Source organism: uncultured Croceicoccus sp., assembly GCF_947496385.1.
Lineage (GTDB): Bacteria > Pseudomonadota > Alphaproteobacteria > Sphingomonadales > Sphingomonadaceae > Croceicoccus.
The window spans coordinates 16093-42646 of record NZ_CANMCP010000010.1; the positions used below are offsets into that span (position 1 = coordinate 16093).

Below are 26554 nucleotides of genomic sequence, written 5' to 3' on the forward strand. Positions count from 1 at the left end.
ATCGCAGCTTTGCAGGAGCGAATACCGTCAGTCGTTATGACCTATGGCGATCCGTGACGCCTCAGCGCTCTTATCAGGAAGCATAGGGCTGCAGTCTGGCAACGAATGTCCGCCGCGAACATCGGACCGGACCTGGTCCACCCTTGCCGTAGTGTCTCATGACAGAGCGGCGTCAGGCCTCCGCCAGATACCGCTGCGGCTCAGCCTCTCGCACCAGGTTGGGAGTGTGCAACGTAACGCGGTCCCGCCCTTCGTTCTTCGAGGTGTAAAGGGCGCTGTCGGCCTCATCGATCAGGCTTTGCAACGACGCATGCGGTTGAAAGCCCGCGACGCCGAAGCTGGCCGTCAGCACATGGTCCGCGTCGATTGCCTCGAAATGCGAACTGGAAAGCCTTTGGCGCAGATTTTCGGCGATGAATGTCGCCTCGATTTCCCCTCGTTCTGCGGCAATCAGGGCGAACTCCTCGCCACCGATCCGCGCCGCATTCAACCCGGTTTCGCGCAACAGGACGGCAAAGCGGCGCAGCACCGCATCGCCGACGGAATGGCCATAGCGGTCATTGACCTGTTTGAAATGGTCAAGGTCGCACAGGATCAGTGCCCCGTTGCCGCGCATCGCCTGAACCGCCAGCCGCTCGAAAGCCGTGCGATTGGCCAGCCCGGTAAGGGGGTCGCGCTCGGACCGATCGCGATAGCCGGCGATTACCCCGGCGACGACCCTTGCGATAAGCAACAGGACAATCGGGCCGGCCAGCAATCCATTAACGGCCAAAAGGGCGCGGTCGATGTCCGATCCCGTGATCGCCGCCAGATCCCGATGCGCATCGAACAGGAGGGGGTACAAGACTAGCCGGGCCACGAAAACCGCACCGGTGCCGGTTACGGCCACGAATAAGGCCCAATCGATCGGTCGCAGTACGCGCGCGCGTGCGATACGCCAGGGCGTTTCCGCAACCGCCACGGCACAGGCGAGATTGAACATCATTACGGCGACAAGGGCGGGCAGCCCCGCCAACAGCGCGGCCCATCCGGCGGCCACAATCGCAGCGATCAGAGCATGAAACGCACGCGGGGTTCGGCGTTGCGCATACAGATGGCGCGTGGTTTGCCCGATACAGGCATAAGCGACCGGCACACAGCATATTGCCAGCAACAGCTTTGCGCCTTCGGACGTCAGTCTAGCCAGCAACAGCACCTCTGCCGTGGCGATGAACAGGCTCGCGGTCAACCATGCCAGCGCCGGCTTGCGCTGGAACGCCAGCAGCAGAGTCACGCACAACACCGCCATGAAGCCGTAAATGGCAACATGCGCATATCCCACACTTATCGTCGTAGGCATCGAGCCGCCAGTCCCCCTTGCCAAGCGCGTATCTCATCGAGGTTAACGAAATCTTGCCGCAGTCCTAGGCCCGGCAGGGTTCCACCAATGCAAGACCGTTTCGTCGCAGATGCGGGTACCACGTTCCGACAGGCAATTTTCCACGTTTCGTAATGAAGGCGACAATCGAACAGAGACCATCACCACAACTCGGATTACCTCTGGCGACGCGTGGAGATCCCGGAACAGGTTGGCGGGTTCCCCGGTTCGGAGCCCTCCCCTCGCTCTTCTCGCGATCCGCAATTTGCCGAGGGTAGCGTCCCTGTGACCACGCCCACCAGCGCCGTATGTCGATCCCGCGCTCAGCCAGATCCTCGACATTCCGAAGGCTCAGCGGAAAGCGGACCTACATCATCGCCACCCGGCGAATGATTTCGGGCCAGGAGTTGAAATAGCAGAGCGGGCTGACTGATTTTCGCACTTCTGGCATGCGCACCCCCCTGCCCGCGCCAACGCAATTTTCAATTAGGTGCATGTGCTCTGACGGGGTCCAGAGGTACACTCCCCCCAAGAAGCCCCGCCGTTCGGTCAAGGTAATGTGCCAGACCAGTCAGAATCCGACCGCAACCCTGAGGCCCATTACGAGCGCATCCCGCGTCCCGGGACTGGCACCCGGGTTGATCACATATTGAACGTCAGGCTGAACCGAGAGCCAGGACGTCAGCAGACGCGCATAGGTGGCCTCTATCACCGTTTCGGAATTCGCCCTCCCCTCGTCGACGGCTGGCACGTCCGAGGCTATCGCGTGCACCACCGCGAGCCCCACCTGCTCTTCTTCCCGAGGCGAGAAGACCACGCCTCCCGACAGGAAAGCGGCGTAGGGATTGGTCGCGCCAGAGGCGATGCCGGCACGGGCGAAGACCGCGATTCCGCAATATTCCGCGCCGCGCAGGCATGTCTCGCCGCGCAGATAGGCACCGCTGCTCGATGCTTCGCCCCGGCCATCGACCCGGTCCTGCTTTTCCGAATAGCGCCAGCCGCCGGCAAGCAGGCGAAGCGCTCCCATACGCCAGTCCGCTTCCGCAATGGCGAGCACGCCGTCGCCAAGAGCGATCGCAGTCCTGCTGGGACGATCCAGGTCGCCCGGCACGGCATCGAGGATCGCGGCCCTGACCAGCAGCCCATCGTCGATCTGCACCTGTGCGCGCACCGAAAGGCTCGTCACCGGAAAGATCGACGGCCCGTTTTCGCCCGTTTGGGCAATGTCCTGCCCGATGCCGTGCGCGCTGCCGATGAAAAGCGCGGAGGTTTCAAGCGCGTCGAATTCCGAGTTCAGATCATAAAGCCCGACTTTGACGCTGGCCGTGTCGCCGATCTCCTGCTCGATCCAGGCCTCGTACAGGCGGAGGGCGCGCACGCCGGTCTCGATATTGCTGACGATGTGGATGTCACCCGTCAGCTCGCTCAGCGATGCGCCATTGTTGTAGAGGACATAGACCTGGCCGGTTGCGCCTTTCCATCCCGCGGCACGCTCGAGATCCGCCTCAAGCACGACATCCAGATTGTCGAGATAGCGCCAGCCGTCCTTGACGCCGCCCTCGTTCCGCCAGACTTCCGCCGTATACGCAGCCGATAACCGGAACGCGCTCCCGGCCTGTTCATCGGCTGGCAGATCCGGCGCGTGCGCCGGGCCATGGCCAAGCGCGGACAGCAGCATCGCGGCAAGTGCCGCGGCGGTCCTTTTGCGCACGAAGGGAAAGCGGGAATTTTCGCGAACGCGGGACATAGTGACGAACACGCTACCCGAAAATGCGGGCCACCACTCGCTTAAACGGGCCAGATGCTGTCTCATTTCGCTCCCGGATCGTCATTCGGCTTTCCTTTTGACGAGGCGGTCCATCCACCGGCCCAGGGCGCCGTTTCCGAAATGGCGTCGTATGCGGGCGTAGTCGGACGGCCTCTCATCCTGCCCCAGCTTGAAGAACGGCACGCTTTCCCCGATTTTTACCCGAAAGCCGATGATCTTCGTCAAAAGCAGGTCAGCACGCGCCCCCATCCGATCCATTGTCCAGCCGTCCGCGCCCTCCATCAGCCGCGTGAGGACCGCGACCGACCGTTCCGTCAAATCCGCATCCATCTCGACCGTACCGGTCAGCCGCGCCGATGCAAAGTTCCACGTCGGTGCCCAGTCGTCGCGGCCCACTATGTCCGGCGGGACATAGGCATTCGGCCCCAGGAAAAGGAACGAGGCAAGCGGTTCGCGTGCGAGGATCTCCACCGCCGGGACCCGCAATGGAAGGTGGCCGAGGAGCGTCATCGGCGCTTCCGCGTCATTCCCCTCCGCGACGACGGGCATGAGCAAGGCGGCTGCCGGACTGGCGTGCGGCACGATCCAGCAAAGCGGCATCTGATCGAGCAAACCGCGCACGGCGCCGTCATCGGCGGAGAAGAGCGCACTCATCCAGGCCGCCAGATCGACCGCATCCAGCCGGCGGCATCCGCAATGGCCTCCCGCGCCAGTGCCGATATGCTGACCGCTTCGAGAAAGCTGTGCGTCGCGCCTTCATAGACATGGAGTGCGACATCGACGCCGGCCTGCGCCATTCGCGACGCGGTTTCGCGGTTCTCATCGGCGAGTATGTCGCACTGCGCGACGCAGAAGAATGCCGGAGGCAGGTCGGCGAAATTGCCGTTGAGCGGCGTGGCAAGGGGATGCGGCGCGCGGTCATCGCCCCGGTAATTGCGCCAGAACCAGTCCATCTCGTCGGCGGTCAGCATATATTCGGGACCGCCGTAGCGGCTGTGGCTATCGCGCAACCGTTCGTCGAACGCGCCATAGTTGAGGATCAATCCGCCAAAAGGCGACCGCCCCGCATCGCGCATCCGCATCGCCGTCGCCAGCGCGAGATTCGCGCCCGCACTATCGCCGCCGACGATGGCATCGGTCATCTCTATTCCGTAATTCGCGCCATGCGTTTCGAGCCATCCGACCGCCGCGCCGATCTCGTCAAGTGCGACGGGGAAGCGCACTTCGGGTGACAGGCTGTAGTCGACACCAATGACCGCTGCGCCGCTGTGGGCCGCATATTCGCGCATCAACCTGTCATGCGTGTCGAGGCTGAAACTGGTCCACCCGCCCCCATGCAGATAGATCAGCGCCGGGAGCGGCCGGCCCGTCAGCGGGCGATAGATTCTGAGCGGCGCGCTTGCATCCTGCGCCCCGATCTCGATCGTTTCGGCCATCTGCGGACCGCCGCTGCGCCATGGCTGCCTGACCTGCTCGGCAATGGCCCGGCGCTCGGCAATGGTCTCCCCGCCCTTGGTCAGCCGGTCATATTCCGCATTCACCGCACGAACGAAGCGGCGGATTTCGGGATCGATGTCATCGCCCGGCGTGATGGTCTGGCTTTGTGTCATGCGCCCTTCCCGGCTTCCGCATATATTGGCGGGCTGCTCTTTGATGGCTTCGCGGCCTTGCGTCGCGCAACGCGGGAAGACCGTTTCTTCCACCAGATATAGAGCCCCGTGACCGACTGCCCAAAGGTCACGAGACCCAGTACGAAAACCAGCGCCAGAGAGGCAAAGCCGAAGATCTCGCCGCTGTGAAGTGGATAGACCACGCGGATCATCGCAAGGCCCGCGCTGTCGGAATAGGGATCGACTTGGTGCCGCCATTCGCCGGTATCGCCGTCGAAATAATGATCGACCGGGCCAAGCTGCCGATAGCTGAGTTCGCCATGGGGCGAAAACTTGACCCCGTACAGGTTCCACTGCGGCAGGTAGAGCATCCGCGCCGGCTCCCAGTCGAGGCCGATCGCTTCGGCATGGGCCTCTGCCTGCGGAAGGACATCCGAGAACGAAAGGCGGGGAACGGTGCCCTGCGGAAACGGCGCGTCCTGGTCGAACAGATCATGCTCGAGCGGGGAAACGGCCGTCACGGCAGGCTCGTACGCCTCGCTCCAGAAATTGAACGCGATCGAGGTCAGGGCCAGCAGGACCAGAAACGGAAGCAGCCACAAGCCGCTCGCCCTGTGGAGATCGAGCAGAAGACGCGGGATCGCACTGGAGCGGCGAAATTGCCAGTTGCGCCACCATTTCTTCCAGAACGGCCCCTTCTCGGGCGTGGTCAGCACCAGCCCCGCGATGATCGACAGCAGCCAGAGCACCGCGATTGCACCCAGAAACAAGCGTCCCGGCGTGCCGGCCAGCAATTCGAAATGCAGATCCGCGACCCCGGCCACGAAATTGCGAGGACCGATGCCCGGTCCGGTTTCCCTGCCCCCGATGACCGATCCGTCCGCGGGGTTCAAAAAAACCTCGTCAAAGGCCGGGGCGATGGCGCCCGGCCTCGCGGACAGCTCGGCCGCGATGGATCGGTTGGCGTCACTGCGAAGCCGGAAAGCGGTCACTTGCAGGCCAGGATGGGCCGCCTGAAACGCGTCGATTGCGGCCACGGTATCAAACGGCGTCGATGCGACCGGGTTCGAGACAGAGAAGAGATCGGAATTGAGCGCATGGTCGAGCGGTGCCCGAAACACCAGCAGGCTGCCCGTCAATCCGGCCACGGCGAGAAACGCGAGGCTGATGAGCCCGCAATAGCGATGCAGCAGCAGCAAAAAGGCGCGCATGGACCATCCCCTCCTCATTAGCGGCGCCGCCCCGTTGTGCGGCGCCCGTCCGGCCGGCCAATTCGATCCTATGTCCCAAACACCGCACGCGCGACATCCGGGCGGGCCGCTCTTTATCGCGCATGGGTCATAACGCGCTGTATTGCAAACGTCTCGCAATATTAGCTATGGCGATGGCGTCACAGTTTTGCAGCAAACGTGCCTTGGTGGCCAATTCGCGATGATGGATGGCCCATCCACGAAACCGGCCTGATCGAAACGGTGCCTATGCTGCCCCTGCAATATCAATTTGCGTCCGCGGGGGTCATCGGGCGCGCAATTTTTGCCAAAGGGGATCACTTCGATGTCGCATGCTTCACGTCTCTTCTCCGGAACGGCGCTGGCCCTTGCCATGCTGTGTCCGGCCCATTCGTCCTCCGCACAGGATCGCGGGGTGGAAACCATCGAGACAAGCGAAAATGGCGAACGCGTCATCATCGTCACCTCGGAACGCTATGTTCCGCAAGGCAGGCTGACCGCGACGAAGAGCGATATTCCGCTCGTCGAAACCCCGCAGTCGATCAGCGTGGTCAGCCGCGACCAGATCGACCTTCTGAACTTCATCGATGCGCAGCAGGCCGTCCGCTACGTCGCGGGCGCCACGGGCGAGAATTACGGCCCCGATTTGCGGTTCGATTTCATCCAGATCCGCGGCTTTCCGCCCAAGCAGTTCGTCGACGGCCTCGCCACGCCGGTGACGAGTACGATCTATTCCAACGGCATCGACCTCTATGCGTTCGAAAGCCTGGAGATCCTGAAGGGCCCTGCGTCGGTGCTCTACGGCTCGGCGCCTCCGGGCGGCATCTATAATCAGACCAGCCGCCGGCCCAAGAGCGTCTTCGATGGCGAGATTTCCGCCATGTACGGGACCGACGATTACAAGCAATTGGGCATGACCGTCACCGGCCCTGCTTCGGATGCGCTCGACCTGCGGGCCACGGTCATGATCCGCGACCGCGGGGCGGAACGCGATTTCGTCGATGCGCAGCGCATCTATGCCGCGCCCGCCGCGACCTGGCATATCGGACCCGATACGCGGCTGACCGGCCTTGCCTATTACCAGTATGACGAGGTGAACGGCGATACCAACGGCTTCCTGCCCGCGGCGGGCACGCTGCTCGACAATCCGAACGGCAAGCTGCCGCGCAGCGTCAATCTGGGCGAGCCGGACTACAACCGGTACGAGCGCAAGCAATGGGGCGCCGGCTTCGAATTCGAACAGGACCTCGGCCCCGACATGGGCCTAACGGTGAATGGCCGCTATGCCAAATATGCGGAGGAACAGCGCGTGATCTATGCCGCCGGTTTCACCGATGCGGCCATGGATACGGTCTATCGCAACAGCTATCCCTATCAGGAAGACGTGACCTCGCTCACCATCGACGGGCGTTTTCATGGCAAGTTCGACACCGGCGGGATCGAGCACAATTTCCTTGTCGGCGTCGATTACCGTGATGTCGACAATGATGCGTCCTTCGGTTTCTGCAGCCCGTTCTTCTGCCCCAGCGGTGCGAGCGTGCCCGATCCGATCAATATCTACGACCCGCAATACGGTCTGCCGGCAGGCTTCGTGACCCCGCCGCTCGACACGGTGTTCACCGATCAGACGTTGAAACAGACGGGTCTTTACGCGCAGGACCAGATCGCGATCGGCGGGCTGCGCGTCTTGCTGTCGGGCCGCAACGACTGGGTCGATCGCACCAGCTTTGGCACCGAGGGCAAGCAGGACGAGTTCACCTGGCGCGCGGGCGTGTCCTATGTGACCGACGCGGGCGTTGTCCCCTATATCAGCTACGGCACCTCGTTCGAGCCGGTGCTGGGCGTCGACATCGCGGGCGATCCGTTGAAGCCGACCACGGGCGAACAATGGGAAGGCGGCGTGAAATATGATGCGCGCGGCCTGGGCGAAGGGATCGACCTGCTGCTGACGGCGGCCCTGTTCGACATCCGGCAGAACAACGTCACAAGCGCGGTCTATTCCCCGGTGTCCGCGCCGGTCGGTTCGACGCAGTCGGGCGAGGTCAAGGTGCAAGGCGGCGAGCTTGAGTTCGTGGCCCGTATCCGCAACCAGCTCGCGATCAACGGGTCCTATTCCTATACCGATACCGAGGTCGTGGCGAGCGAGACGCCGCAGGAAGTGGGCGCGGCGCTTCCGGTCACGCCGAGGCACAAGGCATCGCTGCTGGCCGACTACACGTTTCAGCGCGGCTCGCTTGCAGGCTTTGGCTTTGGCGCGGGCGTGCGCTATAACAGCGATGGAGCCGGCAGCCTGCCGGGGCCGTTCAACCCGATCGTTTTCGAAACGGGCGAAGCCACCCTGTTCGATGCCATGCTGCACTATGACTTGCCGAACTGGCGCCTTGCGATCAACGGTTCGAACATCTTCGACAAGCGCTATGTGGCGCGCTGCGCCGATGCGAACAATTGCAATTTCGGCGCGGGGCGGCAGGTGATCGCGACGGCGACGTACAAGTTCTGAACGGACAAGTTCCGGCTTTGAAGGAGGTGGAATGATGGATGCAGGACGGCTGGCCGGCGCAATCGCCAGCGTCCTCCTGCTGTGGACGGCGACGCCCGATGCCGATGCGATGGGACGCACACAGGGCGATGGGGGGGCCGGCGCCCTGCCTCCCACGCCATCCGGCCTGCCGCCGATCCCCCGCGCCGAAGCCGGTGCGACACTCCCACTCGCACCGGAGCGGGAGATCGCCTTCACGGTGGAAGAAGGCACCGCACTTCAGCCCGCATTGTCGCCAGACGGGCGCACGATTGTGTTCGCCATGCTGGGCGATATATACACCCTGCCCAGCACCGGCGGGACGGCACGCGCCATCACGCGCGGCATGGCCATGGACACGCAGCCGGTCTTCTCTCCCGACGGACGATGGATCGCCTTCCTGTCCGATCGCTCCGGCCCTGAAAACCTGTGGATCATGCGGACCGACGGTAGCGAGGCGCGTCAGGTCTCGTTCCACGGGGGCGACCCTGTGTTCACCTCCCCTTCGTGGAGCGCAGATGGCCGCGCCATCCATGTCTCGCGCTTCTGGCCGGACCGGAACGCCTATGAATTGTGGGGAATTCCGCTGAACGGCGACGGCATTGGCCATGTCGTCATACCGACCGAGGTGGACGGCACGACGCGGCACGCGCTGGGCGCCGTAGCGACCGCGGATGGCGCGCTGATCTATGCGCTGCGCGAAGGCGATCTGGACCTGGCCGCGCCTGTCGAATGGCGCATCGTCCGCCGCGATCTCGCCAACGGGCGCGAGGAGCTGCTGGTCAAGGCGGTGGGCGACATCCGGCTGGGCAAGGTGCAATCCAGCGCCTTTCGCCCCGCCCTTTCGCACGACGGCAAAACGCTGGCCTATGTGCAGCGCCGCACCGGGGAGACATGGCTGCGGCTCCATGACCTCACGACCGGGCGCGAACGCGATCTCGTGGCGCTGGATCCCGATGCGCTGCAGGCGTCCTTCTGGAGCGATATTGCGCCCCGCGTGGCTTTCACGCCCGACGATGCCGCAATCATCTTCAGCAAGGGCGGCAAGCTGCGGCGGATGACCCTTGCGACCGGATCGCTGGAGACGATCCCCTTCCGCGCCGAGGTGAAGGCCGGACTGGGGCCGTTGACGCGCGAGCCCGTGCGCGTGGAAACCGGCCCCGTGCATGCCCGCATCATTCAGCACCCGGCCCTCTCGCCCGATGGATCGACGCTCGCCTTCTCCGCACTGGGCACGCTTTATACCATGCCGGCATCGGGCGGGGATGCCGAACCCGTCGCACCGGGACTGCCCCCGCAATTCCATCCATCGTGGACCCGGGATGGAAAGGGTCTGCTCTTCGTGACATGGACCGCGGCCGATGGTGGCCACGTCTGGCGGTCCGATCTGGACAGCCGCAAGGCCGAGCGCCTCACGCAGGAGGACGCATTCTATACCCATCCGGTCGAAGCACCGGACGGCAGCATCGTGACGATCCAGTCGCCCACCGCCGACCGCCTCGCCCGCTATGTCGAGTTCGGGCAGTTCCGGCAGGCACGGCTCGTACGTCTGGGGCCGGGCGGTGCGGAGAACGAGATTCTGGCCGAGGGCGACATGGGCGGAACGCCGCATTTCCTCGCCGATGGGATCTTGCTGCTCAACCGGCCCGACGGGGTCTATCGCGTCGACACGGGCGCGAAGATCATCGGGGTTACCGGTCCGAACTGGTATTTCGCGCAAGGCGCGGCCGAGGCCGACGACATCCGCGTCAGCCCCGACGGCAGCCTCGCCCTCGCCCAGATCGCGCAGCAATTGCATCTGGTCGAGGTGCCCTCTGCCGGGGACCGCGTGGTGTCCTTGTCCGATACCGGCGGCCATCGCCAGCTGAGCGACGTGGGCGCTGATTTCTTTGGCTGGGGCGCGGCGGGAACGACGGCATATTGGTCGGTCGGCTCCACCGTCTTCAGCATGTCACCAAGCAGCCCGGACATCGCCTTGGTAAAGGCCGAGGTCGTCTTGCCGCGCGACGTTCCGCAAGGTCGCCTGTTGCTGACCGGTGCGACGGCCATCACGCAAGGCCCGCGAGGCACGATCGAAAACGCGGACATATTGATCGAGAACGACCGCATCGCACAGATTGGCCCGTCCGGGACGATCCGCGTGCCGGAAGGGACCGCGCGCCGCGACATGGCGGGCCGTTTTGTCGTGCCGGGGTTCATCGACGTGCACGACCATGTCGCCGACATTCGCCGGGATATCCTCGATTTCGAACCGTGGGGCCCTGCGGCCAATCTCGCCTATGGCGTGACGACCGCCTTCGACCCTTCGACACTCACGGTCGACATGCTGGCCTATCAAGATGCGCTCGACGCCGGGCTGGCGCTCGGCTCGCGCATATTTTCGACCGGGACCGCGATCTTTGCGTTCAACGACTTCCGTTCGCGTGGGGACGTGCGCGATATCCTGCGCCGGTACCGCGATCACTACCGGCTTTCGAATATCAAGATGTATCGCAGCGGCAATCGCATGGTGCGCCAATGGATCGCCGAGGAAGCGGCCGATCTGGGGCTTCAGCCGACTGCCGAAGGCGCGCTGGCCATGAAGCTCGACCTTACGCACATTCTCGATGGCTATTCGGGGAACGAGCATGCGATCCCGCCGCCGGTGCTTTATGACGATGTGACGCAGCTGCTCGCGCGCAGCGGCACCAGCTATGACCTGACCTTGCAGATTACGCATGGCGGCTATCCGGCTCAGGATTTCTTCATTGCCCGCGACGCGCCGCATGGCGATCCGAAATATGCCCGCCTCGCCCCACCATGGTTCCGTGACCAGAAATTCTGGCAGCGCGAATGGACCGATCCGGCGGGCTATGCCTTCCCCCGCACCGCCGCCAGCGCGGCACGGGTTTTTCGCGCGGGCGGCCTCGTCGCCATCGGCGCGCATGGCGAAGTGCCCGGGCTCGGCACCCATTGGGAAATGCAGGCGCATCAGATGGGCGGCTGGACGCCGGCGGAAATCCTGACGGCGGCAACCATCAATGGCGCAAAGGCGATTGGCCGGGCGGCGGACCTCGGCTCGATCGAAACGGGAAAGCTGGCCGATCTCGTCATCCTTTCGGCCGATCCGCGCATCGACATCGCCAATACGCTGACCATCGAGCAGGTGATGAAGGGCGGCCGGCTTTACGAGGGCGGCACGTTGGCGCAGGTCTGGCCGGAGAAGGCGCCTGCCCCGGCGTTCTGGTTCACGCCTGCCGGTCGTGCGGCTGATTGATGAAGGCGCTGGGCGGCATGCCGAATACGCGATGGAACGTCGCCGTAAAGGCGCTGGGGCTTTCGTACCCCACCTCATAGGCGACGATTGCGACGGGCTTGCCGGCCTCGATCATCGGAATTGCGGCCATCAGGCGTACCTGCTGCCGCCATGTCGCGAGGCCAGCACCCGTTTCGCGCCGGAATGCGCGGGTGAAGGTGCGCCGCCCCATCGCGGCAAGCGACGCCCATTCGTCAAGGTCGCGCTGATCCGCGGGGTCGTCCATCAATGCATGACACACGCGCAGCAGGCGCGGATCGCGCGGCATCGGAAGATCGCTGGGGGTCACCGCCATCCGCCTGATTTCGGACAGGAGCAGGCTGGCAATCGTCCCTTCGCGCCCTTCCATGTCATAGGCAGGGTGGAAATGACCGACCTCGAACACCAGCGCGCGCACGAGGTCGCTCACCTCGATCACGCGTGCCGTTTGCGGATTGGGATCGAGCGCCGGATCGATATACAGCGTGTAGGCCGATACGGGCCCGCGGCACTGCACCTCGTGCACCAGATGCGCCGGGATCCAGATGGCGCGGCGGGGCGGAAGCATGAAGACCGCCTCCGCCGCGCCGATCATCATCACGCCCGCACTGGAATAGGTCAGCTGCGAACGCGGATGGCTATGCGGCGGATCGCGCATACCGGCGGGATATGCGTCGGCGAACCCCATGATCGGCCTCGTGGCCAGCGGATAGTCGGCGGAATGTTTCATGACCCTCGCGCGTCGTCTTGCCACCAAGGTTCCGCGTATGATGTGCAATAGTCAATCGTGCAATTGAATAAGGATTTCGAATTCACACCAGTCGAATAGATGCTAGAATAAGTAGTTTCCGGTGAAACGTATGCGCGAAACCTTCCCAAAATCTTGCTCGCCTAAAGAATAGGCCGGGAGGGCCGGCAAGCGCCTGACCCAAGGCAAAGGAGAGATGACAAACCTCGATTTGCTCTTCGTTCTTGCGGATATCGCCGGACTGATGGCAAGTATTGCTGAACCGACTATCACCCTAATCCGACGATTGTCGATTACCGAAGGGAATTTTTATTTCAATGACTGGCGAGGATTTTACCGCATGGCTCGCGCACATGGAACTGAGTGATGCAGCGACCGCGCGCCTGCTCGGCATTAGCCGAAACACCGTGGTCAAATACAAGGCCGAGGGGACGCCGGAACACTTTGGTTGGGCGTGCGCCGCGTTAGCGTTTGGTCTGCAGCAATGGAAAAGGCCCGCGGGTTGAGCATAGCATGAAGCTGGCAGTCGAGAGCTGTCAGTCGAAGTCAAAACGCTCTCCGTTTTGCAGTTATGACCTCCGGCGAACCGTGACGTTTCAGAACCTTCTTCATGAAACGCAGGACGGGTGCCTTCTCCTTTGTTTGGCGACGCATCTTTCGAGCGCCTCAGCTTCGTGACCGACGGCGCGCCACAAATACAGCATCTCACCGTTTACGCGGACGTACATTTCTCCAAATGCCAGTTCCAATGGCGAAAACCGCGCATTCGTCTCACCGCCTGGCGACGAATATCCGCCGCAAACATTGGACCGAAACTGTTCTACCACAACCCCACCATCTCGCGTTCCGACAGTCGATCTTCGCCCTTCGCAAAGACAGCGGTAAACGCACTTACATCATCAGGACCAGGCGGATCACCTCGGGCGAAGAATGGAAATACCGGAACGGGCTGGCGGGTCTCTTCGCTAGAGACATTCTCCCCCCCTACCCTGCACCGCGGCCTTTGCCAGCGGTACAATCCTTCTGACAGTACCCCAGGCCTCCTTCGCGTCATTCTAGTCCGCCCCCGTTGCTTCGACCTATTCCAAGAACCGGTCACATTTCCGGCGAGCACGTCAGTTTCATGCGACCCGCTCGTCCCGCCCGAATTGGTGGCGCGCGCTATTCCACCATGTTTCCGCCGTGTGCAGTGCTGTCGGATCGTCGACGTCGATCCAGTCGAGATCGCTGCAATCGAGGGTGGATGCCAGCCCCTGCCGGCCAAGGGCACGCATGCCATCGCTCAGCGAAGGGGCGCTCTGCGTCCGCAACGCATCGAAGACGCCCTCCGCAATGGCGAACACCCCCATGTCGTAGCAATCGGGCTCGCTCAGGCCCTTGCCAATATCGGTGATCATGCCCGCATGCGTCCGCACGCATGTGACATCATCCCTGTCGATCCAGGGATGGTCGAGCCGCCGATCGACCGCGAGGCATGCGCCGCCCCCGGCACCGCGCCGGGCCATGCGCGCGTATAATTCGGGCACGACGAGGTGATCGCACATGGCGAGCACGCCATCCTGCCCCGCCAGCGCCTTCTCTGCCGCCAGAACCGACACGCCATTGGGCAAGGCGGGGTCGGGCGTCGGCACCACCTCCACCCACGGGCCGCGATGGCGCCCGGAAAGATGCCGCCGGATGGCATCGGCTTCGTGGCCAACCACCACGATCACCCGCACGATCCCCGCCTGCTCCATCCCGTCGAGCGCATGATCAATCAGCGCCTTGCCCCCGACCGGACACAGCGGCTTGCACGGGGCGGCACCGCGCAAACGGCTTCCGAAGCCGGCCGCCAGCAGGATGCCTGTCTGGATCATCGCGGCAACCGCACGATCATGCGTCGGCGATAAAGCGTTCGAGCGCCGCGTGCGCGAGGTCGTCCGTCGTCTGCGTACGCGGGCGCTTGCAGAAATAGGCCGAAGCCGGGTCGATCACCCCCTTCAGCCCGCGGTCCCGCGCGATCCGGGCGCAACGGATCATGTCGATGGCCACGCCCGCGCTATTGGGCGAATCCTCCACCGAAAGACGCAGTTCCAGGTTCATCGGGACGCCGCCGAACAATTGCCCCTCCATCCGCACGAAACACACCTTGTTGTCGTTCAGCCACGGCACGTAGTCGGACGGCCCGATATGGACATCGTCGTGCGCAAGCGGGCGGGCCGCGACCGATTGCACCGCCTCTGTCTTGGAACGCCGCTTGTCCGCCAGACGCCCGTGATTGGACATGTTGAGGAAATCGGTATTGCCGCCGGTATTGAGCTGATACGTTCGGTCGAGCGTTACCCCCCGCTTGGCGAACAGGTCGGTCAGGACGCGGTGCACGATGGTCGCGCCCAGATGCGCCTTGATATCGTCACCGATGATCGGCACCCCCGCCTCTTCGAAACGGGCCGCCCATTCGGGATCGGAGGCGATGAACACCGGGATCGCATTCACGAAGGCAACGCCCGCGCGCAGGGCGCATTCGGCGTAGAACTCGGTCGCTTTCTGGCTCCCTACCGGCAGGTAGTTCATCATCACCTCGGCGCCGGATGCCTTCAACTCGGCCACAACTTCGTCCGCATCCGGCTGGTCGGCGTCGGCGATGACGAAGCTGCGGTCTTCGCCCGTCTCCGCCATATGCTCCGCCACCCCGTCGAGCACTGCGCCCATCCGCACGACCGCGCCGGTCGGCGGTACGTTGTCACAGAACACGGCGGTACAGTTGGGTTTCGCACCGATCGCTTCGGCGACATCGCGTCCGATCTTGCGGCGGTCGATGTCCCATGCCGCGACGATGGCGATATCTTCGGGTCGGTAACCGCCGAGTTCGGCATGCATCAGCCCGACCGCATCCCCGGCCCCGCGACGGTAATGTTCAAGCCCCTGGACAAGACTGCTCGCGCAATTTCCGATACCGACGATGGCGACGCGAATTTTATTCATTTTTCTTCCTGTCCTTGGGTGTTTTCATTCGGGGCGGATCGGCGATATGGCGCCGACCGCCGCCTAATTCGTGAGAGCGCTCTCGATCCCGCGGTGCCAGATCATTGCGGCGGCCGCGGCGAGGGAAAGGGGGACGATCTCGAACCACCAGAAGAGCCGCGGATCGCCGAGCGAGGCCGCAACGAAGATCGCAAATACGCGCGCATTCGCGGTTTGAGACCACATCAGCCGCATCGGCCCGGTCGCCGCCTCGGTATAAAGCGCGATCATGGCGGCCCGATCCGTCGCGGCGGCGAGGTGGCTTTCAAAGCGACGAGGCCCGCGATCCGGAGCGGTGGAAATCCGGTCGTAGAGGCGCAGGATGCGGCTTTCACCGGATGCCGGCGATGGCGGATCCAGTCGCCCCTCGGCCCGCCGGTGGAAGCGGGCGCGCTCCCCTTCGTAAAGGTTCGACTGAATCGCGTGGGCGGCACCGGCCGCGACTGCCAGCATCCACCCCTCCCCCGTGCCAAGGCGCAGCGCCAGCGTGACATAGACCATCACGAACACACCATGATCGCACAGCCCGTCGAGAAGCCGCCCCGCCGCGCTCTGCGTTCCGCGTGCGCGCGCCACCATGCCGTCCAGCCCGTCCATGACCAGCCAGCAGATTGAGAGCGCCAATCCCGCAAGCAAAGCCACGGAAGACCGCCCCATTCCATATGCCAGCGCTGCCGCTGCCCCGAACAACAGGCCGAAGAGCGAAACACTATTGGCGGAAAGGCCGGCCCGTAACGCGCGCGGCAACAGCATCCGACCCAGAGGATGGATGAGCCAGCGATTGGACGGCTCTTCGATCCGGGGGTCGCGAACGTCGCAGTGGGCCGTGACAGGCATCGCCAGACCCATCGTCAGGCCGCGGACCGCGACTGGCGCGGCCTTGCGCGAACACCAGCCACCAGCACACCGAGAGTTACCGCCAGCCACGCGAGCGCAACCACCGCCGCGCCGATCAACAACGCGTGCATGAAGCCTGCCAGCACCATGACCGCGCACGCCAGCGCAAGAAAATCCCGCATAGTCAGGCGGATCGCCGCCTCGACCAGGAGGGACGGCTTGCCGTCATGGCGCAGCGCCTTTTTCACGACGTCGAAATTGATCGGTTCCCCATTGGCGCGCGCACGCCCTCCCATCAGGGCGAGCCCGAGGGCGAGCGCGACGAGCGTCACGCCGCCGGCGACCGCTGCCTCCACATCGCCCGCCCTGCGCGCCGCGAAAATCAGCCCGATCAGGAACGAAAGATTGGTCATCGCATCGACCATGCTGTCCAGCGTGGCGCCCTGCCTGGACGTGCGAAAGGTCGCGCGTGCCATCTCGCCATCGACACCGTCGAAAACCGATGCCGCCTGAAACAACGCGGCCCCGGCGATCACACCCGCTTCGCCGCCGCCAACCAGCGCCGCAAACATGCAAAGCGCGAGAAACGCCGTGCCCAGGGTCGCATGGTTCGGCAACAGTCCTGGCATGCGGAGCAGGAGATTGGTGATCGCCTGCGATATCGGGCGGTTGAGATAGCGCGAAACGATGCCGTCCGCGTCCTTCCCCGTGGCCGCCACGATCCGCCGCCCGGCCCGCCGCAGATCGCAAAGCGTCGCTCCCTGCAGCGCATGCGATCGCGCCTGCGCCATGGCCTGACGGTCCGCCGACCCATCCGCCAATGCCATGATCAGCGTTTCACCATCAATGACGTCGCCGCCCATCGCGGCGGCGGCAGACCCTTCGAAGATCACCGCGATTTGCGGGGCCAGACGCGCGCATTCGGCACGCGTGTGTGGATCCGGCGTCCAGTCGGGGTCGGCCAGAGCGATGCAGCGACACGTGCCGGCAAACCCCTCGATCCGCGCGATCTCATTAAGCGCACGCGCCACCGCAGGAAGGCCCGCCACACGATATTGTGCCGTCTTCGTGCCGGAAAAGGTGAGAATGATGTCAGCCATGCGCGGTTGTCCGGAGTTCCATCTATGGCCTTAGACGGAGCAGACCGCCCCCGCCCTTGATCAGCCTTGCGAATTTCCCGCGCGCGCCAATATCTGGCGATAAAGGGCGAGGTTCGCGGCGGCGAAATCGCGCCATCGCATGCCGCGCGTCCGCGCCAGCCCTGCATCGCGCATCCGCGCCGCCAGCGATGGCGAGCCGATCACCTGACGAAGGCGGCGCGCAATGGCCCCGATATCGTGCGGATCGGCCAGCAGCGCCGCACCGCCTGCGACCTCCGGCATGGCGGATCCGTCGCTGGTCACGACCGGACAACCACAGGCCATCGCTTCGGCAACCGGATTGCCGAAACCCTCGGCAAAGGAGGGATGAAGCAGTACGCTCGCCGCATTATAGAGCGCGACCAACGCGTCATCGTCCACCGTACCGAGGAAGCGCACCCGTTCCCCCACGCCCAGTGCGATGGCGAGATTCCGCAGCCGGTTCCGGCCCGGACCCTGACGCTGAACCATGACGTGTTCGATGTCGCTATCGTGCGGAAATGCTTCGGCAAAGGCGCGCAGTGCCCCGTCGTGATTTTTATACGGCGCGTCCTGCCCCACGGTCAGGACGAATGGCCCTCGCCCCGCAATGCCCCGGGCGGCGAGCGTTGCATGCGCCACCCCGCGCGAAAGCGGCCGGAAACGGTCCGCGACGCCCGACAACGTGACCGCCGTGCGTGTCGCCGCAGAAGGGTGCCACGCGGCGATTTCATGCGCGGTTGCCGCACTGATCGCGGCGATGCCGGCGGCATGGCGGATCGCACGGCGCAGGCCATGGCCGTAAAAGGCACGCTCGACCATGCCGGCCGGCCCCGTCCGGCACCATGCCGGATGGGTCAGGCGCATGATGTCGTGAACCGTGACGACGCTGGGCATGCGCAGGCCGGCGGGCATGATGTTGAACGTTGCGTGGAACAGATCGACCCCGCGCAGATTCGCGACACGGGGCAGCCACCACATCGTTGCCGGACCGTTGGCGGGGTGGCGCACGACCTGTTCCCGCGTATTGGGCGCCGCGCTCAATCGTCCGTGATAATCCGCGTTTTTCAACAGCAGAAACCGAAGATCGGGGGCGAGCGCGGGCAAATGGTCGATCAAACCGCGCACCACCTCGGCAATCCCGCTCGGTCGCGGGCCGATATAGCGGCAATCGATACAGATCTCCGGCACCCTTTTCACCCCCTCAGGGCACCGCACTGCCGATACCGGTGACGGAGAAGGCCGCGCTCGACACGATATTCAGGAATTTCTGCAGATCGACCGCGGGCGCGTTGGAGACATAGATGACATCGCCGTCGCGCACGCCGAAATCCTGTGCGGTGAACAGGGCCGAACCCTCGCCCATGTTCAGCCGGTAGACCGTGGGCACGCGCCCCTCGGCGGTTTGCCGGGCGGTCGCCGCGATCGAAGGGGGAAGCGCCCCGGCCTGCTCCATGCGGAAAAGGAACACGCCCCGGATATTCGCGCGCTCGTCCCTGAGCCCGCCGATCCGGCCGAGTGCCTGTGCAAGCGATATACCGCCGCCCTCGAACGGTATTTCCGCATTCTGCCCGACCGCGCCCAGCGCGATGAAGCTGTAGGGCTGAAAGATCGCGGTCAGCACGTCGCCCGGCTGCAGCGTGACGTTCTGCGCCGGATCGCGAACGATCGTGTCGAGCGGCATGGACGCGGTACGTCCGCCGCGCGTCATTTGCATGGTGATCTTGCCCACCGGTTGCCGGGTTCCGCCCGCCGCGGCAATCGCGTCGAGCAATGTTTCCCCCCGCGCGGTCAGGGGCAGCCGCCGGGTCGCGCCGACCTCGCCGATGACCGTCACCGCGCGGCTTTCGTTCTGAACGATCCTGACCACGGCCTGTGGCGCGTGTGCCTTGCCCGCCAGGCGCCTTTCAATCGCCGCCGCGACTGCGCGTGGCGTTTGCCCGCGGACCGTCACGGTTCCGACGAAGGGCACGGCGATCGCCCCATCCTCGCCCACGACCTGTTGCGGGATGCCGACATTCTGTCCCGGCGAACGGCCGATCGGCGTGCCGGGCGCGGTCACGCCGAACAAGGTGGCGGGCGGCGCCTCCCATATGGCGATATCGAGAACGTCGCCGACCCCGATCGTCGTATCACCCGGCTGCGCATGGCCGAACACGTCGGAAAATCGCTGCGCCTCGACGAAGGCGGCGGTGCGCCTCGCGCTGTTTTCATCCAGCGGGACGACCACGATCTGGCGCTCTGCGGCGCCGGCTTGTCCTGCCTCGACAATCGCGTCCGGCGACGGTCCCGATGCGCCGAGCGTCGAACACCCGGCGATGACGATGGGAAGACAGGCGGCGACAGCGCGCGCGCGGAGGTTCATCACGAAACCCTTTCGTATAAAGAGGCAAGACGCACCCGGTAGCGTTCGGCCGAGAACAGCTCCGCCTGCACCGGGCCTTTCGCCGACAGTTCGGCGCGAAGATCGGCGTCGGCGTCGAGTATGCGAATGCCCTGTGCGATTTGCGCGGTGTCGTAGGGGTCCACCTGCCATGCGGCGCCCCCCGCCACTTCGGGAAGCGATGCGGTGTCGGAGCACAAGACCGGCGTGCCCAGCGACATCGCCTCCAGCACGGGCAGGCCGAACCCTTCGTAGAGCGAGGGGAACAATGCCGCCTTCGCCCCGCGGATCAGGCTGATGAGCAGGCTGAACGGTGCGTAGGGCAATTGTATGATGCGCCCGCGCCGTGCGGCCTTTGCGCCGCGCTCCTTGCGGGCCGACAGCGTATCGAGGAGTTTCAGTTCCTCTTCGCTGCGCCAGGCCCGTGCGCCCACGATGACCAGCGGCGTCGTCACCCCGCTCGCCAGATAGGCCTCGACCATGCGGCCGACATTCTTCTTCGGCTCGATCGAGCCCCAGAACAGGAAATAATCCTTAAACCCTGTATCGAGTGCGCCCTCTACCTCGCGCGCGACGGCGTCTTCGGCCTTGCCGCGATAATGCGCCGGAATCTCGACCGATTGATAGGTGTTGGTAATGCGATCGGGCGCGACGCCTGCAAGATCGATGATGTCCCGACGCGAACATTCAGACACCGTGACGATATGGTCCGCCCGGCGCGCGATCCGCCGGATGAGCGAGAGATAGCGCCGCTTGTCATCAAGCGTCGTGTAGGGCAGCCGCAACGGCACCAGGTCGTGCAGCGTGTAGATATTGGCCGCCCCCGGCACCGTCACCGGCAGCGGATAGGTCCAGTGCGCGATGTCGGGCGCGTCGTGCGCATCCGCCATGCGAACCGGCGTAAATTGCCCCCATGCATGGTAACGGCCATGCGCGCGGCGAAAGACATCGGCCGCGTTATAGAGCGTATCGTGCGCGGGCAGTCGCGCGTCGAATTGCCGTCGCAGCACCTGCCCGCTCATGGGAATGCGCGTCGCACGGGTCGCCCGGGGGGACAGGATCGCCGCCCTATCGCGCAGCGCACTGCGCCGGGCGCGCGACTGTTCGTCGAAAAACGCGATTTCCTGCAACAAAGGGTCGCGCGACGGTGCCGCGCCATTGCCATAAAGAACCGATACGCGATGGCCAAGTTGCCCCGCCTCGCGGCACAGGTTGCGCGCATAGGTCGCCACCCCGGTGCCCTTTTCCAGGCTGAGGTTATATCCGTCGATCAGAACATGTTTCATCGGTCCAACGCCTTTCGCGTCATGGGCCAGTCGCGAAAGGCATCGGCCATCGCGGTTTCCGGTGCATCGTCATCCGGCGCGCTCAATTGCTCGACACGCTGCTCACCCGTTGCGGGCGGCAAGTGTGCAAAGGCGAGAACCCGGATCGCATCCTCGTGAACGAAGCCGGTTGGCGCGGGGCGCGCGCCCGTCCATGCCGCGTTCTGCCCCTCACCGGCCATCGCGGCGGCCAGCGCATCGCAGCTACCATGCCGGCGCAGCAGGTCGCGCAACACATCGTCGGACAGTTCAGTCTCGCCCCGCAGCAGCCAGGCCAGCGCCTCCGCATCCGCGCGGCCCGGAACCTGCGCACTGGCGGCGCCCTTGGTATAGGGATGGATCGGCCAGGCATCGGGATCCCCGCCGCCCTGCGCCACGGTAAAGCGCAGGAATGCCTCCACATCCGCCGCAGGTTCGCCGAGCGCGCATGCGGTGCGATACGAGTTTTCCGCCCGCGCATACGCCCCGCTTTCCTTGGCCATGTGGGCGTGCTGCACCCAATAGGAACGCTGAAACGGGTGGAGCGCGAGGGCCGCGGCGTAATGGCGTTCCGCCTCCTCCCACCTGCCCGCATCCCGCGCCCAGTCGCCGTCGCGCACCAGCATGCGAAATTGCTCATCCGCCAGGGCGCGGTGCTGCGCCACTTCGATAAGGGCGGCACGGTCCGGTGCGGCGCCGCGATCGACCGGCGATGGCGTATTGAGACCGATGACATCGCGAAACCGGTCATAGGCCACGTCGAAATCGTCGAACAACGCCAGATTTCCGCCGTGAAGAAGGGCGAACCGGTTGCAATGATCGCGCAGATAGCCGGGATCGTGGGAAATCAGCACCATCGCCCGGTCGCCCCGCTTGCAAAAAAGCTCGTCATTGCAGCGATCGTGAAAGCGCGCATCGCCGACCGCGCCGATCTCGTCGATCAGGAAGCAGTCGAACTCGATGATCATGGAAATGGCAAAGGCCAGCCGCGCCCGCATGCCCGAGGAGTAGGACCGCACCGGCTCGCGCAGATAGGAGCCCAGTTCCGAAAAATCCGCCACGAACGCCAGATTGCGCTCGAAATCCTGCGCATAGATGCGGCTGATGAAGCGGATATTATCGATGCCGGACAAGGTCGGCTGAAACGCGCCGCCGAATGCCAGCGGCCAGGATACCGACATCTGGCGCTCGATCCGCCCCGCCGTGGGCCGTTCCGCCCCGCTGATGAGGCGGACCATCGTCGACTTGCCCGCGCCATTGCGACCCAGAATGCCGAGACGCTCCCCCATGCGCAGTTCGAACCCGACCTTGTCGAGCACGACATTGTCGCCCGAACGGGTGCGGTAGATTTTCGTCACGTCATCGAGCCGGATCATTCGGGCACCACCCGCCGCGCGACCCAGCGCGTGGTCATCAACGCCAGAAGCGTCAGCACAAGGCAGAACGGCACCACGTAGCCAAGATCGTAATGGGCGGTGATGCGCGTGCCGAAGAACCCTTCGCGCACGATTTCCGTCCCGTGGACCATGGGGATGTAAAGCACGTATTCGCGCGCCACCGGCGGAAGCGCATCGACCAGGAATGCCGCGCCCGACAGGGGAAAGATGAGATAGGACGCCGGGTGCCACAGCTTGTCCACCAGCTCGCTTTCATGGCTGAGCGCACCGAGGAATATTGCGAGGGCCGCCCCGATCCACGCGATCAGCAGCCAGCCGCCGACCACCTCCAGGATATTGCGCGGCGGATCAATCGAACCGATGGTGATGAAGAGCAGGGACAGCCCCGCGAACGAGATCGTCGCGCCCCCGAATTCGAGCAAGACACGCGCCACATAGATGTCGAGCACGCGAATATTGCGGTGATAGAGCAGCGAAAGATTGCTCCACAACGCGCCGATGCAGCGTCCGGGCATGTTGCGCCACAAAAGCACGCTGGAATATCCGGTGAGCGCAAAGGCGACGATGGGCAGATCGCTGCCATGATAAGCCTCCGCCGCGGTCCAAAGCGCCGCGACGCCCAAGGTGAACAGCATCGGTTCCACAAACAGCCAGAGAAAGCCGATATTGTGACGGCCATAGCGGGTCAGCATTTCGCGCAGGAGCAACGCCTTCAGCACGCGGCCCTGCACACGCCAGCTGCCGGGCGCGAGGGACGATGGCGGGGATACGGGGGGCGCCACGATCAGCCCTCGCGATGTTCGCGCACGCCCGCCAGCAGCACGGTCAATATGCCCCATGCGAGCAGGCCGAGCACGAACACCGCCAGCACCCCGCCGATCCGGTGCGGGCGGATGGGATAGTCGGGAAGGCTGGGCGGTGCGATCCGTTCGACATAGGCGCGCTTGCCCCGCGCCTCGGCCTGCGCATCGCGGAGCGACACCATCGCCGCGGCCAGTTGCTTGGCGGCAAGCTCGCTGTCGAGTTGAAGCACCTGATAACGGGCGCCCGCCGATGACAGCGAGCCGCGACGTCCCGCAACGCCCGTCCGGCGCCGCTCTATTTCCCGGTTGAGCGTCTCGACCTGGCTTTGGAGATAGGGAATTTGCGGGGCCTGGGGCGTGAACTGCCGCAACTGGTCGAGCTGGCTGCGGGCGGACATCATCTCATCCTCAAGGCGCGCGATGCTTTCAAGCCGCGCGATCGCTTCCTTTTCCGGGTCGATGATACCGGTGCGGCTGCGATAATTGGCCAGTTCGACCGCCGCCGCCCGCGCCCGTTCCTGCGCCTCGCGCGCGTCGCTTTCGGCCACTTGCAGAGCGTCGGCACGCGCCCTTCCCGACAATCGGTTGACCAGGTCTTCGGAGCGTTCGAGCAGGCGTTCGGCGATACGCTGCGACTCCTGCGGCCCGAAGGCGCTCACCCGCAGATGCAGAACCTGCGTCGTGGGATCCGGTTCGAGCTCCACCTTATCGAGGTAATAATCGAAAAACCGTTCCTGATTGGGCGGCAGAAGCCCGCCGAACCGATCGAGCAGGAAGATGTCACCGGCGGTATAGGCCCGGCTCAGCAGCCCGTCCCGGTTCGCGTCGTCGAGTGCGCTGCGCGATTCCAGATATTCGACGACCGCGTTGCTTTCCTCGCTCGCCCCGCCAAGGCCGCTCCCGCTGAGCATCTGGCCGAGCGAGGTCGCGGCCACCTTTGCCGGGCTGCGCACGACGAACCGCGCTTCGGATACGTAGATATCACTGGCAAGGAATGCGAAATAGACGAACGCCAGCACCGTGGGAACGACCACGGCGGCAAGGAACAGCGGCGCCAGGAAAAAGGGCCGTGGCTGATACTGGAAAAAGGGCACGTGTCGGTCTCGGTTCAAAAGGGGTGGCCGCCGGGGACGAAAGCGGTGCGAGCGCCGATCCCGGCGCGATCGGCGGGCGGGTTTGCAACGGCACGCGCCGCGATCATCGGCATCCAGCGCTCCACCGCGTCGAAATGATCGGTCCAGCGGGTCGGGCGATAGGCGCGCAGGGCAACGGCATGGCTCTTGCGAACGTCCGGATCCGTATGGAACGCAGCGATCCGCGCCTCCCAGCCGTCGCGGTCACCGGGCTCGATCAGGCAGGCAAGCCCCTGCCCCACCTCCCGCAGCGCGGGCAGATCGCTGGCGATGACAGGCACGCCCTGCGCCAGCGCCTCGGCCATGGGCAGGCCGAAACCCTCGGCCAGCGTCGGCATCAAAACCGCGCGCGCATCGCGCATCAACGCGGCGAGCCGGGCATCGTCGCAATGTTCGAGGATGGTAATATGGCCGCCCGCGTGGCCCGACATGTCAAGACCGCGGCGAAACGCCTCCGCCCCATGGCCAAACCGCCCGACCACGATCAGATGCGGAGCCGCCGTGCCGAAACGGGCACGCAGCCCCTCCCAAAGGTCGAGCAGCAGACGATGGTTCTTGCGGCTTTCGATAGTGCCGACGCACAGGAAATGGCCTGCGGTCGCATCGGTTGACGGCACCGTGGCGGCAAGCGGCGCGCCAGCCAACGGCGCGCGCAGGATCGGCGGTGGTGTCAGGTGCCAGAGAGCAGCCTGCTCGCGCAGGTCATGCTCCACCGCCGCGCTGCCGACGAGGATCCCCGATCCGTGGAGCAACGCCATGCGAACCCGTTCGGTATGACGGCGCACCGCGTGGGGGCGGCAATGTTCGGGAAACCGGATCGGGATAAGATCGTGGATCAGATAGACCGCATGCAACCCGTTTCGCCCGTTCCACGCGACATGGGCCGGAAGGTCGAAATCGGTATGGCTCACGTTGAGATAGATGCCCCCGCCAACATCGACGGGCGATCGTGCCAGACCGCTGGCCATATGCATGGCGATACGACCGCGCGGCGAGCGCGGCCGATCCTCGCCCAGCAATTCGAACAGGCGCGCCGAACCCCGCGCGTCCCACGTCCGCACGACACCGCGATGTTGCACCACGGCCCGCGCCCGCGCCCCGAAATGGCGAAGATATTCAAGGCTCACGCGGTCGATCCCGTTCGCGGGACGCCCGCTCCAGCGCAGTGCCACGAGCCGTGTCACGTCGAACAGCAGCGGGACATCGCCGCCCATGCGGTTCGGGGATCTTTGCGATAACATCGAACCCATGACGGAGACGGCTGCCGAAAGCCTTGATCCCCAGCCACGAAAACCGCGCCATGCGAACCTCAACGATCGGGATTCATGCGCCCGCGCATGACGTCAGGGTTGGGCCACGCGGCCATCACGCGGGTGACGCATCTGCGCTCTTGCGCCCGTCAATCATGTCTCATAAGGCGAATGGATGTGCGGGGCGGTTTCGGCACGATGACGATCGATACCCGCGAGGGGATGCGCGTGGCGAACCATTGATGTTCGGGTCGCAAGCGAATGAAAGTTGGCGGTGGCAAACTCCGGTCATCCTCATAACGGATTGAAAGCGGTCTTTATTGCGCAGCGCGAGACGATCCTGCGCTTTCTTCGCGCGCGCGGGGCCGGCGATGATGCAGAGGATGTGCTTCAGGATGTCTGGCTCAGGATCGACCGGGCGCAGCAGGTGCCGGTGGGCACACCGCTTGCCTATCTCTATCGTGCCGCCAACTCGGTCATGATCGACCGTTATCGCTCCCGGCGGCAGTCGTCGGTGCGCGAGGCCGCCTGGGTGGAAAGCCAGACGGGCGGCGATTTCGCGGCGGGCGGTGCCGTGTCGGTCGAACGGATCATCACGGGGCAGGATTTTGCACGCAAGGTCGAAGACACGCTTTCCACATTGCCGGAAAGAACCGCCGCGATCTTTCGGCGCAGCCGCGTCGACGGCATTCCGCAGCGCGTCATTGCCGAAGAATTCGGGGTGAGCATCAGCACGGTCGAAAGCGATCTGCGCGCGGCCTACCGCGCCCTGAGCGATCTGAAAGAGCATTGGAATGAGGATTGATCGGGGGGACTCCGTCT

23 protein-coding genes are annotated in these 26554 nt (G+C 64.6%); 5 read left to right on the forward strand and 18 right to left on the reverse strand.

What is annotated here, in order from left to right; translation table 11 throughout:
• Positions 1 to 172: 172 nt before the first annotated feature.
• From Q0897_RS13475 to Q0897_RS13495, 5 genes are all read right to left on the reverse strand, one after another.
• A complete protein-coding gene (locus tag Q0897_RS13475) occupies positions 173 to 1339 on the reverse strand; it encodes a GGDEF domain-containing protein (RefSeq protein ID WP_299309942.1) in 1167 nt (388 codons plus the stop codon).
• A gap of 589 nt (positions 1340 to 1928) precedes the next feature.
• Complete coding sequence (locus tag Q0897_RS13480) at positions 1929 to 3068, reverse strand: carbohydrate porin (protein ID WP_299309943.1); 1140 nt, start codon at positions 3066 to 3068, stop codon at positions 1929 to 1931.
• Between the two features lie 117 nt (positions 3069 to 3185).
• Positions 3186 to 3779 (reverse strand): FMN-binding negative transcriptional regulator, encoded by a 594-nt coding sequence (locus tag Q0897_RS13485; protein ID WP_299309944.1) that lies wholly within the window; start codon positions 3777 to 3779, stop codon positions 3186 to 3188.
• Positions 3776 to 4735, reverse strand: coding sequence for an alpha/beta hydrolase (locus Q0897_RS13490; protein WP_299309945.1), 960 nt, complete (start codon positions 4733 to 4735; stop codon positions 3776 to 3778). The genes Q0897_RS13485 and Q0897_RS13490 overlap by 4 nt, the downstream gene beginning before the upstream one ends.
• The gene (locus tag Q0897_RS13495) at positions 4732 to 5946 is read right to left on the reverse strand and encodes a PepSY-associated TM helix domain-containing protein (RefSeq protein WP_299309946.1); all 1215 of its coding nucleotides are present in this window, start codon (positions 5944 to 5946) and stop codon (positions 4732 to 4734) included. The genes Q0897_RS13490 and Q0897_RS13495 overlap by 4 nt, the downstream gene beginning before the upstream one ends.
• A gap of 343 nt (positions 5947 to 6289) precedes the next feature.
• Here Q0897_RS13495 and Q0897_RS13500 point away from each other — a divergent pair, with 343 nt between their 5' ends.
• Together Q0897_RS13500 and Q0897_RS13505 are read left to right on the forward strand one after the other, a co-directional pair.
• Positions 6290 to 8464: a TonB-dependent siderophore receptor gene (locus Q0897_RS13500; RefSeq protein WP_299309947.1), complete on the forward strand. Its 2175-nt coding sequence runs from the start codon at positions 6290 to 6292 to the stop codon at positions 8462 to 8464.
• Positions 8465 to 8495: 31 nt separating this feature from the next.
• Positions 8496 to 11738 (forward strand): amidohydrolase family protein, encoded by a 3243-nt coding sequence (locus tag Q0897_RS13505; RefSeq protein ID WP_299309948.1) that lies wholly within the window; start codon positions 8496 to 8498, stop codon positions 11736 to 11738.
• On the opposite strand, the gene Q0897_RS13510 is transcribed toward Q0897_RS13505, so the two are convergent.
• Positions 11710 to 12486, reverse strand: coding sequence for a helix-turn-helix transcriptional regulator (locus Q0897_RS13510; protein WP_299309949.1), 777 nt, complete (start codon positions 12484 to 12486; stop codon positions 11710 to 11712). The two genes, Q0897_RS13505 and Q0897_RS13510, sit on opposite strands and share 29 nt — an antisense overlap.
• A gap of 214 nt (positions 12487 to 12700) precedes the next feature.
• Between Q0897_RS13510 and Q0897_RS13515 the strand changes: the two genes are divergently transcribed.
• The gene (locus Q0897_RS13515; RefSeq protein ID WP_299309950.1) at positions 12701 to 12871 is read left to right on the forward strand and encodes a hypothetical protein; all 171 of its coding nucleotides are present in this window, start codon (positions 12701 to 12703) and stop codon (positions 12869 to 12871) included.
• Complete coding sequence (locus Q0897_RS13520) at positions 12858 to 13010, forward strand: hypothetical protein (protein ID WP_299309951.1); 153 nt, start codon at positions 12858 to 12860, stop codon at positions 13008 to 13010. The genes Q0897_RS13515 and Q0897_RS13520 overlap by 14 nt, the downstream gene beginning before the upstream one ends.
• Before the next feature lie 102 nt (positions 13011 to 13112).
• On the opposite strand, the gene Q0897_RS13525 is transcribed toward Q0897_RS13520, so the two are convergent.
• The 12 genes from Q0897_RS13525 to Q0897_RS13580 form a co-directional block, all read right to left on the reverse strand.
• Entirely contained in the window at positions 13113 to 13232 is a 120-nt protein-coding gene (locus Q0897_RS13525; RefSeq protein ID WP_366519942.1) for a DDE-type integrase/transposase/recombinase, read from the reverse strand.
• Between the two features lie 393 nt (positions 13233 to 13625).
• Positions 13626 to 14360, reverse strand: coding sequence for an NTP transferase domain-containing protein (locus tag Q0897_RS13530; RefSeq protein ID WP_299309952.1), 735 nt, complete (start codon positions 14358 to 14360; stop codon positions 13626 to 13628).
• A gap of 16 nt (positions 14361 to 14376) precedes the next feature.
• Entirely contained in the window at positions 14377 to 15468 is a 1092-nt protein-coding gene (locus Q0897_RS13535; RefSeq protein ID WP_299309953.1) for an inositol-3-phosphate synthase, read from the reverse strand.
• A gap of 63 nt (positions 15469 to 15531) precedes the next feature.
• On the reverse strand, positions 15532 to 16344 hold the full coding sequence (locus Q0897_RS13540) for a CDP-alcohol phosphatidyltransferase family protein (protein WP_299309954.1): 813 nt from the start codon (positions 16342 to 16344) through the stop codon (positions 15532 to 15534).
• Between the two features lie 14 nt (positions 16345 to 16358).
• Positions 16359 to 17444, reverse strand: a complete 1086-nt coding sequence (locus Q0897_RS13545; protein ID WP_299309955.1) for a CDP-alcohol phosphatidyltransferase family protein — start codon at positions 17442 to 17444, stop codon at positions 16359 to 16361.
• 60 nt (positions 17445 to 17504) lie between these two features.
• Positions 17505 to 18653: a glycosyltransferase family 1 protein gene (locus Q0897_RS13550; RefSeq protein WP_299309956.1), complete on the reverse strand. Its 1149-nt coding sequence runs from the start codon at positions 18651 to 18653 to the stop codon at positions 17505 to 17507.
• Positions 18654 to 18666: 13 nt separating this feature from the next.
• Positions 18667 to 19827: a polysaccharide biosynthesis/export family protein gene (locus Q0897_RS13555; protein ID WP_299309957.1), complete on the reverse strand. Its 1161-nt coding sequence runs from the start codon at positions 19825 to 19827 to the stop codon at positions 18667 to 18669.
• On the reverse strand, positions 19827 to 21131 hold the full coding sequence (locus tag Q0897_RS13560; protein WP_299309958.1) for a glycosyltransferase family 1 protein: 1305 nt from the start codon (positions 21129 to 21131) through the stop codon (positions 19827 to 19829). Before Q0897_RS13560 ends, Q0897_RS13555 begins: the two co-directional genes overlap by 1 nt.
• Positions 21128 to 22525: an ABC transporter ATP-binding protein gene (locus Q0897_RS16125; RefSeq protein ID WP_366519938.1), complete on the reverse strand. Its 1398-nt coding sequence runs from the start codon at positions 22523 to 22525 to the stop codon at positions 21128 to 21130. The genes Q0897_RS13560 and Q0897_RS16125 overlap by 4 nt, the downstream gene beginning before the upstream one ends.
• On the reverse strand, positions 22522 to 23328 hold the full coding sequence (locus tag Q0897_RS13570; protein ID WP_299309959.1) for an ABC transporter permease: 807 nt from the start codon (positions 23326 to 23328) through the stop codon (positions 22522 to 22524). Before Q0897_RS13570 ends, Q0897_RS16125 begins: the two co-directional genes overlap by 4 nt.
• A gap of 2 nt (positions 23329 to 23330) precedes the next feature.
• Positions 23331 to 24443, reverse strand: coding sequence for a hypothetical protein (locus Q0897_RS13575; RefSeq protein ID WP_299309960.1), 1113 nt, complete (start codon positions 24441 to 24443; stop codon positions 23331 to 23333).
• Between the two features lie 14 nt (positions 24444 to 24457).
• Positions 24458 to 25696, reverse strand: coding sequence for a glycosyltransferase family 1 protein (locus Q0897_RS13580; protein ID WP_299309961.1), 1239 nt, complete (start codon positions 25694 to 25696; stop codon positions 24458 to 24460).
• Between the two features lie 310 nt (positions 25697 to 26006).
• Between Q0897_RS13580 and Q0897_RS13585 the strand changes: the two genes are divergently transcribed.
• Positions 26007 to 26537 carry an RNA polymerase sigma factor gene (locus tag Q0897_RS13585; RefSeq protein WP_299309962.1) on the forward strand — a complete coding sequence of 177 codons (531 nt, stop codon included), beginning with the start codon at positions 26007 to 26009 and terminating at the stop codon, positions 26535 to 26537.
• Positions 26538 to 26554 lie beyond the last annotated feature (17 nt).

Excerpts from the sequence above, each read along its gene's own strand:
- Q0897_RS13475 (WP_299309942.1), bottom strand. The coding sequence starts at position 1,339 with ATGCCTACGACGATAAGTGTGGGATATGCGCATGTTGCCATTTACGGC.
- Q0897_RS13485 (WP_299309944.1), bottom strand. The coding sequence starts at position 3,779 with ATGAGTGCGCTCTTCTCCGCCGATGACGGCGCCGTGCGCGGTTTGCTC.
- Q0897_RS13490 (WP_299309945.1), bottom strand. The coding sequence starts at position 4,735 with ATGACACAAAGCCAGACCATCACGCCGGGCGATGACATCGATCCCGAA.
- Q0897_RS13495 (WP_299309946.1), bottom strand. The coding sequence starts at position 5,946 with ATGCGCGCCTTTTTGCTGCTGCTGCATCGCTATTGCGGGCTCATCAGC.
- Q0897_RS13500 (WP_299309947.1), top strand. The coding sequence starts at position 6,290 with ATGTCGCATGCTTCACGTCTCTTCTCCGGAACGGCGCTGGCCCTTGCC.
- Q0897_RS13505 (WP_299309948.1), top strand. The coding sequence starts at position 8,496 with ATGATGGATGCAGGACGGCTGGCCGGCGCAATCGCCAGCGTCCTCCTG.
- Q0897_RS13510 (WP_299309949.1), bottom strand. The coding sequence starts at position 12,486 with ATGAAACATTCCGCCGACTATCCGCTGGCCACGAGGCCGATCATGGGG.
- Q0897_RS13515 (WP_299309950.1), top strand. The coding sequence starts at position 12,701 with ATGACAAACCTCGATTTGCTCTTCGTTCTTGCGGATATCGCCGGACTG.
- Q0897_RS13520 (WP_299309951.1), top strand. The coding sequence starts at position 12,858 with ATGGAACTGAGTGATGCAGCGACCGCGCGCCTGCTCGGCATTAGCCGA.
- Q0897_RS13525 (WP_366519942.1), bottom strand. The coding sequence starts at position 13,232 with ATGTACGTCCGCGTAAACGGTGAGATGCTGTATTTGTGGCGCGCCGTC.
- Q0897_RS13530 (WP_299309952.1), bottom strand. The coding sequence starts at position 14,360 with ATGATCCAGACAGGCATCCTGCTGGCGGCCGGCTTCGGAAGCCGTTTG.
- Q0897_RS13535 (WP_299309953.1), bottom strand. The coding sequence starts at position 15,468 with ATGAATAAAATTCGCGTCGCCATCGTCGGTATCGGAAATTGCGCGAGC.
- Q0897_RS13540 (WP_299309954.1), bottom strand. The coding sequence starts at position 16,344 with ATGCCTGTCACGGCCCACTGCGACGTTCGCGACCCCCGGATCGAAGAG.
- Q0897_RS13545 (WP_299309955.1), bottom strand. The coding sequence starts at position 17,444 with ATGGCTGACATCATTCTCACCTTTTCCGGCACGAAGACGGCACAATAT.
- Q0897_RS13555 (WP_299309957.1), bottom strand. The coding sequence starts at position 19,827 with ATGAACCTCCGCGCGCGCGCTGTCGCCGCCTGTCTTCCCATCGTCATC.
- Q0897_RS13560 (WP_299309958.1), bottom strand. The coding sequence starts at position 21,131 with ATGAAACATGTTCTGATCGACGGATATAACCTCAGCCTGGAAAAGGGC.
- Q0897_RS16125 (WP_366519938.1), bottom strand. The coding sequence starts at position 22,525 with ATGATCCGGCTCGATGACGTGACGAAAATCTACCGCACCCGTTCGGGC.
- Q0897_RS13580 (WP_299309961.1), bottom strand. The coding sequence starts at position 25,696 with ATGGGCGGCGATGTCCCGCTGCTGTTCGACGTGACACGGCTCGTGGCA.